Origin of the sequence: Dokdonella fugitiva (genome assembly GCF_014138265.1) — a bacterium.
GTDB lineage: Bacteria > Pseudomonadota > Gammaproteobacteria > Xanthomonadales > Rhodanobacteraceae > Dokdonella_A > Dokdonella_A fugitiva_A.
This window is the reverse complement of sequence record NZ_JACGXL010000004.1, coordinates 410,178-426,650: the sequence shown is the minus strand read 5'-3', so window position 1 is coordinate 426,650 and position 16,473 is coordinate 410,178. Positions and strand designations below refer to the sequence as shown.

General features: G+C 68.7%; 16 protein-coding genes and 1 pseudogene. 6 read left to right on the top strand and 11 right to left on the bottom strand.

The genetic code is table 11. The features are described from left to right. Positions 1–170: 170 nt before the first annotated feature. Complete coding sequence (locus FHW12_RS14405; RefSeq protein ID WP_182531720.1) at positions 171–1,265, bottom strand: YncE family protein; 1,095 nt, start codon at positions 1,263–1,265, stop codon at positions 171–173. Positions 1,266–1,476: 211 nt separating this feature from the next. Here FHW12_RS14405 and FHW12_RS14400 point away from each other — a divergent pair, with 211 nt between their 5' ends. Both FHW12_RS14400 and bla read left to right on the top strand, forming a co-directional pair. Then, positions 1,477–3,831, top strand: a complete 2,355-nt coding sequence (locus tag FHW12_RS14400) for a hypothetical protein (RefSeq protein WP_182531719.1) — start codon at positions 1,477–1,479, stop codon at positions 3,829–3,831. Between the two features lie 262 nt (positions 3,832–4,093). Beyond that, entirely contained in the window at positions 4,094–4,942 is an 849-nt protein-coding gene (gene bla / locus FHW12_RS14395) for a subclass B3 metallo-beta-lactamase (RefSeq protein WP_182531718.1), read from the top strand. Between the two features lie 80 nt (positions 4,943–5,022). Here bla and FHW12_RS14390 read toward each other — a convergent pair whose 3' ends face one another. The 4 genes from FHW12_RS14390 to FHW12_RS14375 all read right to left on the bottom strand — a co-directional run bounded on the left by FHW12_RS14390 (position 5,023) and on the right by FHW12_RS14375 (position 7,798). Further along, positions 5,023–5,346: a hypothetical protein gene (locus tag FHW12_RS14390; protein WP_182531717.1), complete on the bottom strand. Its 324-nt coding sequence runs from the start codon at positions 5,344–5,346 to the stop codon at positions 5,023–5,025. Continuing rightward, a complete protein-coding gene (locus FHW12_RS14385) occupies positions 5,343–5,918 on the bottom strand; it encodes an RNA polymerase sigma factor (protein WP_182531716.1) in 576 nt (191 codons plus the stop codon). The genes FHW12_RS14390 and FHW12_RS14385 overlap by 4 nt, the downstream gene beginning before the upstream one ends. Continuing rightward, the gene (locus tag FHW12_RS14380) at positions 5,911–6,279 is read right to left on the bottom strand and encodes a DUF6249 domain-containing protein (protein WP_182531715.1); all 369 of its coding nucleotides are present in this window, start codon (positions 6,277–6,279) and stop codon (positions 5,911–5,913) included. The genes FHW12_RS14385 and FHW12_RS14380 overlap by 8 nt, the downstream gene beginning before the upstream one ends. Before the next feature lie 85 nt (positions 6,280–6,364). Further along, complete coding sequence (locus tag FHW12_RS14375) at positions 6,365–7,798, bottom strand: serine hydrolase domain-containing protein (protein WP_182531714.1); 1,434 nt, start codon at positions 7,796–7,798, stop codon at positions 6,365–6,367. 422 nt (positions 7,799–8,220) lie between these two features. On the opposite strand from FHW12_RS14375, the gene FHW12_RS14370 reads away from it, so the two are divergent. Then, positions 8,221–9,318, top strand: a complete 1,098-nt coding sequence (locus FHW12_RS14370; protein ID WP_182531713.1) for a hypothetical protein — start codon at positions 8,221–8,223, stop codon at positions 9,316–9,318. Positions 9,319–9,454: 136 nt separating this feature from the next. On the opposite strand, the gene FHW12_RS14365 is transcribed toward FHW12_RS14370, so the two are convergent. Continuing rightward, positions 9,455–9,823, bottom strand: coding sequence for a hypothetical protein (locus tag FHW12_RS14365; protein ID WP_182531712.1), 369 nt, complete (start codon positions 9,821–9,823; stop codon positions 9,455–9,457). Positions 9,824–9,996: 173 nt separating this feature from the next. Between FHW12_RS14365 and FHW12_RS21835 the strand changes: the two are divergent. Together FHW12_RS21835 and FHW12_RS21090 are read left to right on the top strand one after the other, a co-directional pair. Continuing rightward, positions 9,997–10,449, top strand: a pseudogene (locus FHW12_RS21835) (FAD-dependent oxidoreductase); the annotation flags it as partial. A 287-nt stretch (positions 10,450–10,736) separates the two neighbouring features. After that, on the top strand, positions 10,737–11,201 hold the full coding sequence (locus FHW12_RS21090) for an FAD-dependent monooxygenase (protein ID WP_310735243.1): 465 nt from the start codon (positions 10,737–10,739) through the stop codon (positions 11,199–11,201). Between the two features lie 79 nt (positions 11,202–11,280). Here the strand turns inward: FHW12_RS21090 and FHW12_RS14355 are convergent, their stop codons facing one another. The 5 genes from FHW12_RS14355 to FHW12_RS14335 all read right to left on the bottom strand — a co-directional run bounded on the left by FHW12_RS14355 (position 11,281) and on the right by FHW12_RS14335 (position 15,572). Beyond that, positions 11,281–11,949 (bottom strand): DUF7010 family protein, encoded by a 669-nt coding sequence (locus FHW12_RS14355; protein ID WP_182531711.1) that lies wholly within the window; start codon positions 11,947–11,949, stop codon positions 11,281–11,283. A gap of 315 nt (positions 11,950–12,264) precedes the next feature. Next, positions 12,265–12,741 carry a hypothetical protein gene (locus tag FHW12_RS14350; protein WP_182531710.1) on the bottom strand — a complete coding sequence of 159 codons (477 nt, stop codon included), beginning with the start codon at positions 12,739–12,741 and terminating at the stop codon, positions 12,265–12,267. Positions 12,742–12,821: 80 nt separating this feature from the next. After that, on the bottom strand, positions 12,822–13,391 hold the full coding sequence (locus FHW12_RS14345) for a nitroreductase family protein (protein ID WP_182531709.1): 570 nt from the start codon (positions 13,389–13,391) through the stop codon (positions 12,822–12,824). Positions 13,392–13,593: 202 nt separating this feature from the next. Then, positions 13,594–15,255, bottom strand: coding sequence for a collagen-like protein (locus FHW12_RS21630; protein ID WP_182531708.1), 1,662 nt, complete (start codon positions 15,253–15,255; stop codon positions 13,594–13,596). A gap of 2 nt (positions 15,256–15,257) precedes the next feature. Continuing rightward, entirely contained in the window at positions 15,258–15,572 is a 315-nt protein-coding gene (locus FHW12_RS14335) for a hypothetical protein (protein WP_182531707.1), read from the bottom strand. Between the two features lie 193 nt (positions 15,573–15,765). On the opposite strand from FHW12_RS14335, the gene FHW12_RS14330 reads away from it, so the two are divergent. Further along, positions 15,766–16,392: a M23 family metallopeptidase gene (locus FHW12_RS14330; protein ID WP_182531706.1), complete on the top strand. Its 627-nt coding sequence runs from the start codon at positions 15,766–15,768 to the stop codon at positions 16,390–16,392. Positions 16,393–16,473: the final 81 nt, after the last annotated feature.

Here is a 16,473-nt window from a genome sequence, read left to right as displayed (position 1 = left end):
CTGTGAGGGTGGTCGGATGGACACGCTCGGGCATTGGTGCCAGCGAGCGATCGCGCGGCGGCACGGGCGCGCATTTGCGCCGCCCCAAGCGCGCGACCGTCATGCACGGCTTCGGAATCGACGGCGCTCCCGCGCAGGACGGGCGTCGGTCGCCCGTCCTGCCCTTCGCATCAGCCGGTTTTTTCGAAGCCTGCGACGAAGATCGCATCGGGTGCCGTGAACGAGCCGAGTGCGTACGGCCCCTGGTTCACCGGTACGCTGGCGACGATCGTGTCGGCATCGCCGACGATGTTCACGACGTGCAGCACGTTGTTGCCGCTGTCGACCGCCAGCAGGCGCGTTCCGTCGGGAGAGATCGATACGCCCTGCACCGACGCGACCGCCGGGTCGTCGATCGTGTCGATGAGCGGATTCTGGCCGGCGTCGGACACGCGCGTGAGGTCGAGCACCGAGATGACGCCGCTCGTGGTGCCGACGTACGCGCGCTTGCCGGAAGCGCTGATCGCGATGCCGTTGGGCGAACTGAAGCCGAGCGGGATCGTGCGCAGCACCTGCATCGTGACCGCGTCGACCACCGCGACGGCCGAGCCGCTGCCGTGTATTACCACGTAGACGCGCGCGCCGTCGGGGCTGACCGCGACCGCGGTCGGCAGAGCCGAATCGTTTTCGCCCACTTCGACGCAATCGTTGGTCGTGTCCGGCAGCGCGACGGTGTTGACCTTGCAGAGGCGATGGCCCGGCGACGTATCCGTGACGTAGGCGCGCGTGCCGGCGAGGTTCAACGCGACCCCGAGCGGCTTGGCGAAACCGCCGCTGTAGTTGGGCAGGCCGACGTCGGTGACCGCCTGCGTCGTCGTGTCGATGACCGACAGCGTCGTCGACGCGAAGTTGGCGACATACACGTGGCGGCCGCCCGCATCGACGGCAATGCCGCGCGGGTTGTCGCCGACCGCGATCCGTCGCACGAACGCTCGCGTCGTCGTGTTGAACTGGTACACGGCCTCGTCGAAGTCAGCGGAGAGGTAGAGCATGCCGTCCTTGCCACTGAGCGCGCTGCCATAAAAACCGGGGTTGCGCGGTGTCGTGACGCTCAGCTGCATCGGCGTCGCCGCCGTGTCGGCGAGGTCGACGATCGACGCCGTCGCGTCGAAGTTCGATGCGACGTAGGCATACGGGCCTGCGGCTGCCAGCGGCAGGCTCGTGATCGCCAGCAGGCCGAAGGACAAAGCGCGTGCCTTAGGCAGCGCCTTCGTGGGGTTGCGCATCAAGCGAATCTCCTGGTGGTTGGGCGCAGGGCTGAACGAGGTCGGGCGGGCCTTGACGACATTCGACGTCGTCGCCGGTCGCGATACCGGCCGCGCACGCGGCCTGGAGTCGTCGCCGTGCGACGCGGGGACCCTGCAGCGAAGCGGGCTCTGGCGTGAACGCGCATCGAAGCTCGTTCTGACCGCGGTCAACCGTCCACGGAGTCAGATCATGAGTTCGCTATACCCATCCACCCGCCGCATCGCGCGGGCGTTCGGCACCCTGATGCTGCTGTTCGCGGGCCATGCGGCGGCCTACGTGTCGGTCGGCTCCGGATGCCAGTACAACGACCTCCAGGCCGCCATCGACGCGCAGTCCACGACCGGCACGTACGAACTCCACGTCCGCGCGGGCTACGTCAGCGGCCCGATCTCGTACAACAACAAGTCGATCTGGATATTCGGCGGCTATCCGAGTTGCGACGCCCCCAGCCCGATTCCGTACACCGGCCTGAACTTCAGCGACCTCTCGGAAATCGACGGCTCCCGCAATTCCGGCCGTCCCGCCATTTCGGTCAGCGGCAACTCGCGGCTCGCCCTGCACAACTTCAACGTGCACGGTGCCGACAATGGCAGCGGCAACGGTGGCGGCATCGCCTACAACGGGAGCGGTGATCACTCGTTCCTCGCGATCGCCAGCTCGATCATCAACAACAACAAGGCGGGCCGCGGCGCGGGCGTGTTCTACCGGAGCACGTCGAACAACGCGCTGATGTCGCTCGAGGACTACAGCTGGATCGAATCGAACACGGCATCGATCTCGGGCGGTGGCATCCGCCTCGAAGGCACGGTACACCTGACCGCGCTCGGCAACCCGGCGTCGATCGACAACAACGTGGCCAACCCGAATTCGTCCGACGGTTCCGGCGGCGGTCTGCAGATGCGCGACAACACCACGGCGAACATCGGCTCGCCGGGCAACAGCGGCTTCGCCTACATCAACGTGAACAAGGCGCGTGTCGGCGGCGGTGTCTCGGTCGAGAACAATGCCGTGCTCAACCTGTACACCGCGGTGCCCGGCCAGCTCGCGCGCATCGAGAACAACCAGGCCGCGGCGGGCGCGGGCGTGTACCTCAGTGGCGAAGGCGGCGCGCCGACGTTCTGCATGGTCGGCGGCGGCATCAACTTCAACGCGACCACGGTCGGCGGCAACGGCTCGGCGATCCAGGTCAACGGCGGCAACGCCCACGTCTATGCGGACGACATCGCGTCCGCGTGTCCCGGGACGCTCGACGGTTTCGCCAACTGCACGGCGGGCCAGCCCTGCAACACGATCACCAACAACGTCAGCGACCGCCAGAACACCGCGACCATCAACATCAACGAGGGCTCGAGCGCCGGTGTGTACCTGCGCCACGTCCTGCTCGCGTCGAACTTCGGCGGCAACCTCATGTACAGCTCGACGAGCACCGACCCGCAGCTGTCCGATTGCGTGATCACCGGCAACGACTTCGCGAACTCGCTCGTGACGACGGCCCACGCGACGCTCGGCGTCGTGCAATGCTCGATCGCGGGCAACCACCTCGCCTCCGGCGTCAAGGTGTTCCGCGAATCGGGTACGGTGTTCTCGCTGTACGACTCGATCATCTGGGAGCCGCAGAACCCGACGCTCGGCGGCAGCGGGCACAGCGTGCGCGACGTGATCGCCAGCGATGCGGGCGAATGGAACCCCGCCGACTTCGTACAGTTCTTCAACGCGTTCAATGCCGACCCGCTGTTCGTCAACGCGGGTGCCGGCGACCTGCACCTGCAGGATGGATCGCCGGCCGTCGATGCCTCGCCGACCGGAACACAGTACGACCTCGACAACCACCCGCGCGGCATCGACGTGGTGCAGGCGGCGGGCAGCCCGAACCTCGGACTGTTCGACCTCGGCGCTTACGAGGTGCAGCACATCGATGTCTCCATCCCCGTGACGTTCCCGCCGGTCGAAACCTTCGACGAGCTCGGCCCGGCCGGAACGCTGCCGGCGAACTGGCAGAACGTGTCGTCGCATCCGGAATCGGTGTGGGTGCTCGCCAACGACCAGGTCGACAGCGGCATGTACTCGGCATTCGCGCCCGATGCACGCAACGCGAACGACGCGACCCTCACGACGACGCCGTTCCATGTCGTGCATGGCGGCCAGGTCTCGTTCCGCCAACGCGTCGGGCTCGAAGCGGCCGACAACGTCACCGCCTATGACGGTGCGCGCTTGGAGATCCAGATCGGCAACGACACGGAGTTTCGCGAGGTCACCGAAGCCGGCGGCCAGATCGTGCAGGGCGGATACGACCACGTGATCGCCCAGGGCGTCGGCAACGCGTTGCCGGGAGCGGGCGTGTGGAGTGGCGACGTTCCGTATTCTTCGGTGCTGGTGGCGCTGCCGCACGCGGCGAACGGGCAGGACGTGAAACTTCGCTGGCGCGTGGTGACCGACCAGAACAACGGCTGGGCCGGCTACTGGCTCGACTCGATCCAGGTCGCGCCCGACGATGGCCAAACCGACCCGGATGACAACATCTTCCAGAATGGTTTCGATCCGTAAGAGATGATCAGCCACGGGCGGCGAGGGAGTTCCATCCCCCGCCGCCTGGTGGCCGGCGCGGGATGGCGCCGGCGCGAGTCGGCCTGCGTGCCGGCGGGCTGGTTCCCTAAGAATTGCGGATCGCATCGGGGCGATTGCCACTCTCGGCATTGATCGGATGCGCGGAGCGGATCCGTGGATCCGCCCGCGAATCGCCACATCGTCGCCCCTCGATCGCTGCACCGCCTCGCGATGCTGGGCGGCCGAATCCACGGAGCCGACGATGATCCTGTCCCTCGCATTCTCCGCCGCACTGTCGCTCGCGCCACTCGCGACGGCGCTTCATGCCGACGAGAAACCCAAGACGTGTTCACGCTGCGACGACTGGAACGCGCCCGTCGATCCGTATCCGCTCGCGGAGAACACCTGGTACGTCGGCACGAAAGGGTTGTCCTCGGTGCTGGTCGTCGACGAGGACGGGCTCGTGCTCATCGACGGCGGCTTGCCGCAATCCGCGGCGCGCATCCTCGACAACGTGCGCAAGGCGGGCTTCGATCCGTCGCGGATCCGCTGGATCCTCGATTCGCATGCGCACTTCGACCACGCCGGCGGCATCGCCGCGCTCGCGCGCATCACCGGCGCGCAGGTCGCGGCCGGGCGCAACGGCGTGATCGCGTTGACGCACGGCTCGTATCATCCCGACGACCCGCAGAAGGGTTTCGGCGCGTCGGCGCACTTTCCGCCGGTGCGCCGCGTGCACGCCGTCGACGACGGCGACGTGATCACCGTCGGCCGCACGACGATCACTGCGGTCGCATCGCCGGGCCACGCACCCGGCGGCATGAGCTGGCGCTGGCGGTCGTGCCATGACGGCGCATGCCGCGACGTCGTCTACCTCGACAGCCTCAATCCGGTGTCGACCGACGACTACCGCTTCACCGATCATCCCGACGTCGTGAGCGCGCTGCGCGCGACGGAGGACCGGCTCGCGGCGCTCCCGTGCGACGTCGCGATGGCCGCGCATCCGGACCAGCTGCCCGCGACGAGCGATGCATCGACGACGCCGTGCGCAGCGTATGCGGAAGAAGGGCGCGAGAACCTGCGCAAGCGGTTGGAGAAGGAGCGGCGGTGAGGCGAGGGGTTCGCCACGAGGAAGGACGGTTCGCGCGGCATCGTCGATGCGAATGCGGCGGGCCAGGGCCCGCCCTACGCTTACGCCTCGCCGCCTTCCGCGACGCTCCACCACAGCGCCAGCAGCGACATGCCTGCGATCGCGAGCAGCAGCGCCATCGCCGATGCGGTCAGCCGGCCGCTCGCCCACGCGCTCCAGCCCTCGTGCAGCACGGGTGCGGATTGCAGGCTCGCCCAGCACGTCAGCACCGCGGCCGCGATGCCGGCGCGCACGGGCCAGTCGACGCGGCGCCGTCGTGGCGGCAGCGCCTGCATCACGCGCTTGCTGAAACCGTCATCCGGTACGGGGCCGTCGAACTGCGCGCGCAGCAGCGCGTCGATGGGGTCGTCGTCGTGCGGATTCATGGGGTCTTCTCCTCGCCGGCGCGCGGGTGCCACGCCGCCAGCATCGCGTTCAATTTCGCCTTGCCGCGCGTCGCGTGGCTCTTCACCGTGCCGAGTGGCATCGCCAGCACGTAGGACGTCTCGTCGTGGCTGAGGCCGAGCTGCACGCAGTGCAGCAGCACCGTCTGCTCGGCCGCGGAGAGACGCTGCATCGCGCGTTCGACGTCCATCTGCAGGTCCACCGCCGGCATCGCTGCCGGCACGTGCTCGGCGGCTTCGTCGCCGTCGTCGTCATCGGCCCACGATCGCTTGCGGCGTGCCTGCAGGAAGCACGCGTAGGCGATGCGATAGAGCCAGGTCGAGAAACGAGCCTCGCCGCGGAACTGATCGAGCTTGCGCCACGCGAGCAGGAAGGTTTCCTGCGCGAGGTCGTCGGCGGCGGCGATGTCGCCGCGCAGCAGCCGGCGCAACTGCGCGCGCACCATGCCCTGGTGGCGACGCAGCAGCTGCTCGAACGCGCGCGGGTCGTCGCCGACCCGCGCGCGCGCGACGAGCGCGCGATCGATGCGCGCTTCGGCGTCGCCGTCAGCCACGCGCCTGCTCGCGCCGGTTGAACCACCAGCTTGCGAGGTAGCCGAGGCCGATCATCAGCGGCAACAGGCCGAGTCCCCACAGGTTGCCGATCGACTGGCCGTCGTCGAAATGGACGGGCAGGGCGAGCAGCGTCGCCATGATGCCGATGCCGGCGCCGATCAGCACCAGCGCGCGGCGCCGTTCGCAGTAGGCGAGCTGCGGTTCGACCAGCAGCTGCGGCGGCAGCTCCACGCCTTTTTCGGCCAGTTGCAGCAGCGTGCGATAGCGTGCCTGGGTCTGCTGCGAGCGGTAGCGCAGCAGCATGAACGCGATGAGCACGGGGGCCGACATCACGACGAGGGGGATCAGCAGGTATTCCATGGTCTTGCTCCGGTGGATTCGCGAGGGTCGATGACGGGCGTGCGCGCATTCTTCGCACAATCGGCACGCGCCGCCATCGGGGTGGTCAGGGCTTGGCGCCGTCGGCGGCGAGCAGGTCGGCGATGTGCTCGGCGAGCATCCACGTCTGCGACGGCCCTTCGTTGCTGGTCAGCACGACGGCAGCGCCGTTCTCCCACACCATCTGCAGGTTCGCGTCGGTGCCTTCGATGCTGCCCGCGTGTCCGCGGATGTGGCGACCGTGCGAGAGGCGATCGCCGAAGCCGACCGCGTAGGTGCCGGGGCCGGCCGGCACGCCGTCGTCGAACATCTTCTCGAGCGTCGCCGGTTGCAGCAGCGTGCCGTCGCGCAGCGCGCGGGCGAACTTCACGAGGTCGGTGTTGTTGGAATAGCCGCCACCCGCGGGACTGCCCTTGAAGCCGGCCTTGTACGCGTCCGTCTTCCAGCCGGTCGAGAACAGGCCGTCGTGGAAGTAACCGACCGCGAGCTTCGGCGTCACGTCCTCGGGGCTGTCGAATCCGCTCGCGGTCATGCCGGCGGGCGTGAAGACGTGGCGCTGTATGTAGTCGAAGTAGTTTTCGTGCGAGACGTTCTCGATGATGCGGCCGAGCAGCACGTAGCCGGCGTTGCTGTAGTTCCAGTCCTTGCCGGGCTCGCCGACCTTCGGCTGGCGTGCGATCAGGTCGAGGTAGTCGGCCGGATCGACGAACGTCTCGCGATGCGCGAAGAACTCCGGCACCATGAAGTCGCCGAGGCCTGCGGTGTGGTGCGCGAGCTGCCACACGGTGATCGTCTTCGCCGTCGCGTGGTCGGGATACTCCGGCACGAGCGAATCCAGCGTCGCGTCCCACGACAGCTTGCCGGCCTCGACGAGCTGCGCGATCGCGACCGCGGTGAATGTCTTGCCGATCGAGGCGATGTGGAAGCGCGTCTGGCGATCGATCGGCACGCCGAAGCGGCGATCGGCGAGGCCGCGGCACGCGTCGACGATCGTTTCGCGCGCGTCGACGACGGTCACGCAGCCGGAGAAGTCGGCCGTGCGCACGAGCTGGTCCAAGGTCGTCTCGACCAGCTGCTTCATCGCCGGGTGCGACACCGCTTCCTTGGGCCACGCGGCGTAGAGCGAGGGATCGTCCATCGGGAACGCAGCCGCCTGCGCGAGCAGTCCGGGATGCGCGGGATCGGCGGCGAGCACCCACACGGCCATGCGTCCGCCGCGACGTCCCTTGACCGCGAGCTGGAGCAGGCCTGGTTGGCGTGGATCGCTGCGCGCGTCGACGAGCTCCACGCCGCCCGCGTCGCGCGCGGCCGCGACGAGGTTCGTCGTGAAGTCCGCCTTGTCGTTCGCAGCGACGGCCGGCGAGAGGATCGTGGAGGCCCAGCTGCGGATCTGTTGCGCGTTGTCGCTGCCGACGTGGCGGATGAGCTCGCCGCCGAGCTTGCCCACGAGCGTGTCGGGCAGCCTCGCGGGTGCGGCGATCGCAGGGGATGCGAGGGTCATGGCCACCGCGGCGAGCATCGAAAGCAAGCACGTGCGGACGGCCGGGATGGCGGACGGATCGGGTCGACTCATGGATTGCGCTCCTGCAGGCGTCCGCCGCCGGCTTGCCGGTGGCGGACACGGGGGTGGGGGAAACCTTGCCGGACCGGGATGGCCGCGGGCTCGGGAGGCATGGATGCGCCGACAGGGCGGTTTGGATTCAAGGAGCGACAACGGCGACGGAGGCCGTTGGTGGAGGTCTAGGTGTGGCTGCTCGCGGACTTTGATCGCGCGGTCGTCGGCGCGTTCGCCCGGAAACGGTCAGGCTGTCTCGATCGGAACCTTCGTCGAGTACAGGAACTGTGAAGCAAGCGGGCGAAGGATGCTTCTTTGTCGCATAAAATAAAAAAGCAGCATCTGCTGCATAGCAGTGGAACAAGCCGATGAGCAACAAGCCAATCGCGATACTGCTGGCACTACTCGCCGCCACGTCGACGGCCCATGCGACGCTGAATGACGACATTGCTGCTGCTTGTGCCGGAGGCGGAAGCGTCACCGTCCCGCTCAACTACGTCGCCACCACGACGATCAACCTGACGTGCCCGGGCGCCATCGAGCCCCCTCCCGTGCTTCTCCAGGGGATGCCCTCGAAGATCACGTGCCAGACCGGTGCAGCGCCCTGCATACTGATCGGAAGCACCACGTCGACGCAAAGGACGAACCTCGCGCTTCGCGATGTCTACATCTACGGGCCCGGTCGCACGGTTGCGGGATCGGAGGCCATCCGCTTCTCGCCGACTGCCGACTATTCGAGCGTTTCCGATGTCCGGATCGACAACTTCGACAAGGGCATCCACTTCATCGGCACTACGACTCCCGTCAACGATCTGCTCGTCGGCCCGCACTTGCGCAACATCGTGATAGGCGAGTCGAACAGTCCGGCCAGAATGAACGTGGCCGTTCATCTGGATGGTCACGTTGCAAACGTAAGCTTCAACCAGTTTCACCTCTCCGCGTACCAGCGCGTGATTCTTTCCGATGGTCCGGGTGGGACCGGCGCCGATGCGACCTTCATTGACGGGGGCCTGAATACCACCGCCACGTCGGGAACAGCCGCGGTCTACATCTCGAGTTCGGATGGTGCGGGGCGAATCCTCAACCTGACTCAAATACAGGACTGGGAAACACGCACGCCATACATCGAAGTGGGCTCGGCGTCCTACGTCACGATCTCGGGTATCGGCTTCAGCGGCGACCCTTCCCAAACCCCGGGGTATGCGGCGTTCAGGATACTCAATACGGGTACCGGTTCGCGCCTGAGCATCAGCGACGCCTGGATGTGGGCGGAAAGCAACGGACTGAACCTGGTCAGCGTGGAAGATGCGACGGCGATCCTAAAAATCAGCAACTCGCACATTCAAGGCGTGGTCAATTTTTCCGCCGCCGCGAAAGGAGCCCTCGTTGGTAACTCGTGCTACATGGTCACGGGAACCCTCACGAATGTCCGCATGAGTGCCAACACTGGTTGTGCGGATCGATAGTGCGCGCAAACGCAACGAGGTGTACCGCTCTTCGTTGCGTTCGCATGCGGAAGTTAGGCTCCGGCATGAGCTGCGCAGAACGACCGACGAAGCCGTCTCACGGCTTCGTCGACACGCAAGCAGATCGCCCGCACCCTCAGCCCTTCGCGGGAAAGAACGGATCGAGGTGGAACACGTGTTCCCCGCCCGCATCCGAGCCGACGCTGACGGTGACGCCGATGCCGTCGGCGACGACCGCGTAGAGGCCGTCGAAGCCGAGGCGCACGCTGAGCGCGGCCGTCGTGCCGAGCGGGATGTCGACGACCTTGAAGTCCTTCTCCTGCCCGTCGTCCCACACCGCGACGCGCAGCTGGTCCACGCCGCTGCCGCGGTCGACGCTGCCGGTGTACTTGCCGCGCACGAGGACTTCCACGCGCGCGCGCCCCTCGACACCGGTGGCGGTCTGCACGCCGGCGACCGTCCAGTCGGCGGCTGCACGTGGCGTCGTGCTCGCTTCGTTCGTCATGATCGTTCCCTCGTGGATCGCGACTGCATCACGCGAGCGCCGATCGCGCCCGCGCCCATGTGGATCCGACGGTATCGCCATCATGCGCCGTTGGCAACGCGCAGCCGACTCGCGCGTTCGAGTCGCGCATTCATGCGAGGTTGCATGCTGCCTTCGATACTCGTGCGTCGTCCATGCAGACCGGGGCGAAGCAGCGCATGCGCATCGCGATCAACGGAGCGGGTATCGCCGGATCGACGCTGGCCTGGTGGTTGCAGCGTGCCGGCCACGAGGTCGTCCTCGTCGAACAGGCTCCGCGGCTGCGCCAGGGCGGCTACGTCATCGACTTCTGGGGGCTTGGCTACGACATCGCCGAACGGATGGGCGTGCTGTCGGACGTGCGTCGATTCGGCTACCAGGTCCGCGAGGTGCGCTATGTCGACGCACACGGCCGCCGCCGCGGCGGCTTCGACGTCGACGTGTTCACTCGGCTCACCGGCGATCGGTTCACGAGCGTACGGCGCAGCGACCTCGCCGCGACGATCTTCGCCGCACTCGACGGCAAGGTCGAAACGCTGTTCAGCGATTCGATCGCCGGCATCGACGAGGACGCCGATCGCGTGCGCGTGCGCTTCGAACGCGCCGCCGCACGCGATTTCGACCTCGTCGTCGGTGCGGACGGACTGCATTCGCGCGTGCGCGCGCTCGCGTTGGGCGACGACGATGTCCTCGAGGTGCCGCTCGGTTACCACGTCGCGGCCTTCGACGCGGTCGGCTACCGCCCGCGCGAAGAATTGGTCTACGTCAGCCATGGCGTCGCCGGCAAGCAGGTGTCGCGCTTCTCCATGCGCGATGACCGCACGCTGTTCCTGTTCGTGTCGCCGACGAACACCTGCGCGAGCGGGAGCCGTCGAACGACGCCGAACGCAAGCGCGTGCTCACCAACGTGTTCGCCGACGTCGGCTGGGAATGCCCGGCGATCCTCGACGCGCTGCAGGGCGTGGCCGAGGTCTACTTCGACCGCGTCAGCCAGATCCGCATGCCGGCGTGGACGAAAGGGCGTGTCGCGCTGCTCGGCGATGCCGCGGCGTGCGTATCGCTGCTCGCGGGCGAGGGCACCGGGCTCGCGATGACCGAAGCCTACGTGCTCGCCGGCGAACTCGGCCGCTGCGGCGGCGACACGGCCGCAGCGTTCGCGCGCTACGAGGCGTTGTTGCGGCCATTCCTCGCCGCCAAGCAGGCGACTGCCGTCCGCCTCGCCTCGTCGTTCGCGCCGAGGACCGCGATCGGCGTGCGCGTGCGCGATGCACTCACGCGCCTGCTGCGCATCCCCGCGGTCGCGGATTACCTCATCGGCCGCGATCTGCGCGACGACATCGTCCTGCCCGACTACGACTAGTTGTCGCCGCACACCGTCGCGACGGCGCGGATCGACGCATCGCCCCGGCGATCCGCACGCGGAATCGGACAACCTGGCCTCAGGCCCATCGGGGATCCTGCTTCAAATCGAAGCGTGTGCGCCAGTCGATCGTGCACAGTTGCACCAGTGATATCGCATAGGCCAATACGATGCCGGCGGCGACCGCGCCCACCCTGTTCGCGGGGAACAGGTGCCACGCAGCGAGCACGAACGCGATGCGCATCGCGAGGTGGACGAAGCCGACCGGATGCCCGGTCGTCCACGAGAAGATGACCCAGTGCAAGGCGAAGCCGATCCCCACCGTGATCGGGAACAGCGATGGCGCGTAGATCCAGACCGGGATATGGATGGCCCATGTCGACAGCGCCATCACGCGCGCCTTGGCGGAGAGATCGAACAAGGGGTTGTCCTTTCGCGTGCGCATTTCCTCGCCGCGCAAGCGGCCGATGAGCAGGCCGACGGGCATGATCATCCAGAAGCAGAGGGCGAGCACGAGGTTGTGGTGCGGAGCGGGCACCACCAGGCTCGCGAACGCCGCACTCGAGTAGGCGATGACGCCGGTGATCGGCAGCGCCAGCGAGCCTTTGCGACGCACGATGAAATCCTTCTGCATTTCCTCAAAGGTCATCTTTCCCTCGCGGGCATGCGACGTCGCGGAAGGTCCGAGGGTAGCGGGGACGACGTCCGTTGTCTCGATGCGGCAGGATCTGCGCACCCACGCGGCCATCGCCGAGCAGTAGGGACGGCCCGATATTCCGCGCACCATGCGGCGCGCGCCGGAGGTGCGCTGTCTCCCGCCCGCGCGACGGATCGAGAGGCGCCGCGCCGACTACGGCGCGCACGAAGGCACGCTCGGCGCGAGACTCGAGTTCCTGCGGCGCTTCGTCAAGACGATGGCCGATGCGGGCGTGCCGCTCGTCGCGGGCACCGAAGCGCCGACCATCGCTCGGCGGTTCGAAGGCGTCGTTGCGGTGGATCGGAGGGGACTGGATCAGAGCATCGATACTGCGCCGCCTGCACGCGCGTTCGGGCGACGAAGTGACTACGCCGACAGCGGCGCGATCTCGAAGCCGTCCGCGAACACGACGTCGTCGACGAGCGTGACGTGCAACTGGTCGACCGGCGACGGCTGCCAGCACTGCAGCGGATTGCCGTCGACGCAGGCCACGGGACCGCCGTCGATGTCGCCGCCCATCGCGCTGCCGACCAGGTGCAGCGCGGGCGTGCACGACTGGTGCGACGCGAGCACGAACGGATCGGCGCAGTGGCCACCCGCAGTATCGATGTCGACGCCGGCGATCGGCGTGATCACGAACGTGCGCGGCGATACGGACGGGTTCGTCACGGCGTACTGCACCGAGGCCTCGCCGTCGACCGGCAGTACGAGCGTCGTCGGCGTGAGCGGCACGAACGTGAGCAATGGCTGCCCGGCCGCCGCCGTGCACGCGTACGTTAGCGCGACGGCGGCCGCGATGCGGGCGAGGCTTGGTCGAAACGCGGCAACGGGCTGGATGTTCATCGGCAGCCTCCAAGGGCATGCCGATGATAGAAGGAAGAGCACGGCCCCGGCTCGTCGTTGCGTGTTCGCGGCGGGTGCGCTCAGCGGTCCGCGCCGAACCAGCGGATCTCCGCGGGCTTGCGCGGCACCACGCTCGCCGTGCCGGCCGGGTGGCCGACGATGATCGGTGCGACCGGGCGGATCTCGGACGGGATGTTGAGGAACGCCTTGCCCTCGGCGCTGCGCAGCCACGCTTGCGCGAAGCCGATCCAGCACGTGCCCAGGCCCGCGGCGTGCGCGGCGAGCATGAGGTTTTCCGCGGCGAGCGCGCAGTTCTCGACCGCCCACGGATGGTCCGTCGTGCTGCAGATCAGCACGAGCGCCGGTGCGCCGTAGAAGATGTCGAAGTTCGCGTCGTGCAGGACCGTGTCCACGTGATGCGAGAGCAGCCCGGCCGGCGTGTTCGCGAGCATGTGCTCGCGCGCGCGCGTCGCGATGTCGGCGAGCATCGTCGGATCGCGCACGATGCAGAACGTCCACGACTGCGCGTTCATCGCGCTCGGCGCCTGCACCGCTGCGTCGATGAGCTCGCGCAGCACGGATTCGTCGACCGCCTCGCTCGTGTACGCGCGCTCGGCCCGGCGATGGTAGATCGCGTCCTTGATGTCCACGGCGTTGCCCCGTCGAAGGAGAGGACTCCAGCGTCCTCCTCGCGCGTGCCGCGTGCCTTGACCGGGATCAAGCGGAACCGGAATTGCGTGCATCCGCATCGCGTCGCGCGAACCCGCCCGGTGCCTGGACGAGGCCGCGCGCGCCGATTCCCCTTGCACGGCCGGCGGTCGCCGGCCGTGCATCATGCGCCTTGCGATCGCCTCAGCGATGCACCGGCGAGACGAACAGCGGCGACGGATCGCTCGTGATCTTCGTGAAGAGGCTGCCGTTGCCGCCGGCGGTCGCGTTCGTGCCGATGTTGCCGCTGTTGCCGCCGGCGCCGGCGGAACCGCCGCCGCCGCCGCCGAAGGCGGTGTTCGCATTGCTGTTCGTGCCGGCACCGGCGGCGCCGCCGCCGACGTTGGTCGAACCGGCCGTGATCGTCGGTGCGAGCAGGTTGACGACACCGCCGCCGCCGCCGCCGGACGCGGCCGAGCCGGTCGCGCCGGCGAGCGCGTCCGCGCCCTTGCCGCCGGCCGCGCTGATCGTGCCGCTGTTGGTGATGCCGGTCTTCGAGGCGAGGATGACGATGCCGCCGCCACCGCCGCCGCCGCCGTTGCTCGTCGACGCGATCGCGGCCGTGCCGACCGCACCGTCCGCGCGGATCGCTCCGCCGCCGCTGATCGTGATCGTGCCCCCGGCGATGATGACCACGGTGCCGCCGCCGCCGGCCGGGTTCTGCACGCCGCTGTTGACGAACGGGCCGATGCCGCCGCCGGCGGGGCCGGGGCTCACGCCGAGGCGCGCGAACAGCGGGCTCGCCGCGCCGCCGCCGACGCCGACGTTGTTGTTGCCGAGCACGGCCGCCGAACTGCCGATGCCGGTGCCCGCGTTCGTGTTCGTCGCGACGAGGATCTGCCCGCTGATCGTGACGTTGCCGGTCGCGCGGATCACCATGCCGCTCGGCACGGTGAGGTTGCCGGTCACGCTGAGGGTCGTGAACTGCAACGTGCTCGCGGGCGGCGCCGAGGTCCAGTCGACCGTCGCGAACGAACCCGCACCGTCGGAGCCGTCACCGTAGACGTTGGCGACGCCGGCCGGGCCTTGCGGGCCCGTCGCACCGGTGGCGCCCGCGGGACCGGTGGCTCCGGTCGCGCCCGTCGCGCCTTGCACGCCTTGCGGCCCTTGCGCGCCCGTCGCACCGGCGGCGCCGGCCGGTCCCGTCGCTCCTTGCGGGCCGGTCGCACCGATCGGACCGGTCGCGCCCTGCGGACCTTGTGGGCCGATCGCGCCGGTCGCGCCCTGCGGACCTTGCGGACCGATCGCGCCGGTATCGCCTTGCGGACCCGCTGGGCCTGCCGCGCCCGTCGCGCCTTGCGGTCCGGCCGGGCCGACGGCGCCCGCATCGCCTTGCGGGCCGGCCGGGCCCACCGGACCTTGCGGTCCCGCCGGCCCCGCGGGGCCTGGCGCGCCGGGAGGCCCCGCAGGTCCGGGATTGAGCGAATACTGCGCGACCGGTACCGCGGACACCGCCTGGCGCCCGGCCAGCGTTTCCTGGTTCGCGAGCGTCGTGCCGACCTTGATCTCGAGCCAGTACTGCGTGCCGTTGAATACCGCGCCGAAGTCGAGGTCGGTCGTGAACAGGCCGTCGACGACGACGATCGACTGCTGGATCGGCGCGGTGCCGACCACCTGCGCACCGCCGCTCGCGGCGTCGAACAGCGTGAACGTGAAGAGGTAGGTGCCGTTGGCGAGCGTGCCGCTCGCGTTGAGTTGGCCCTGGTAGGTGAAGGCGCTCGACTGCGGCGCGAGCGGCGCGGCGACGACGCCGTGCAGCAGGCCGGCGAGCACGAGCGCGAACAGCACGGACAGGCAACGTTTCATCGTCAGCACCCCTCGAATCCGCTGAAGAACATCTGGTCCGGCGGATTGCCCGCGGCGGCCCAGAAACCGGAGACCACTTCCATCGTCGGCCCGCTCGAATAGCCGGGCGCGGCTTCGCCGACGCTGCCGGCGAGGCGGTAGCACGCACCGCGCAGCCGCGCAGCGCCGGAACCGACGCGATGGAAGTCGATGGAATAGGTCGGCGTGCCCGCGCGGCTGTCTGAAGCCGGCGACACGAGCAGTGCGGCGAGCGCGAGGGCGAGGCCGGACGCAAGCAGGCGCCCGCGCCCGCCCGGGCGCGTAGTGGACGGGTGCATCGATTCCCCCTGTGGACTCGACTGGCCGGTGGAGTATACGCACGTTCAGTTGGGAAACCGGTGACGGTGCGGTCGCGATCGATGACGCATCGCAGCGCGCGTCGCGTCGATGGGGCCGGCGTGGATCGGCGCGGTTCAGCGGTCCGCCCGCACGCTCGTAAGCGACCTATCGAGAGCCGCTGGAGGACCCACGATGAACCGGGCCGCGAGGATACTGCTCGCCTGCACGAGTGCTGCCGCCGTGGTGCAGGCGTCGGCGGGAGCGCCGGGTGAAGCGAGTGAAGGGCGCTATCGCTTGCCGTTCGCCGACGGCACGCGCGTGAAGGTGTTCGACGACGCGACGACGCATCGCCCGCCCGGTCGCGTCGACCTGTTCGCGGTCGAGGGCAAGGCGCCGTACCGCGTCGTCGCCGCCGCGGCCGGTCGCATCGTCGCGATCCAGGACGGGTACGGCGAACAACAGTCCGGCCGCGCGGCGAAGGACTGCCACAACAATTACGTCTGGATCGAGCATGCGAACGGCGAATGGAGCAACTACTCGCATCTGGCGAAAGGTTCGGTGACCGGCCGCGCGCATCGCAAGGTCGGCGACGCCGTGCAGGCCGGCGACTACCTCGGCGACGAAGGCGCGGTCGGTTGCGCGATGCTCGACCACGTGCACTTCGAAATCGCGCGGCCGGCGCAACCCGATCCGATCGACGCCGGCGGCTTCCTGCGCGACAACGACGCGGCGCAGCGTGAACGCACGCCGCGGTTCTGCGGGGTGCCGGGCGAGACCGTCGTCAAGGGCCAGACCGTCGTCGCGCGGCGGTGTGACTAGCCGCGGTGGCCGCGGTGTCGCGTCGACGACGCGAGGCCGATCGTGCGAACTGCGAAGCGGTCGAGCAAACACGCACGCGCG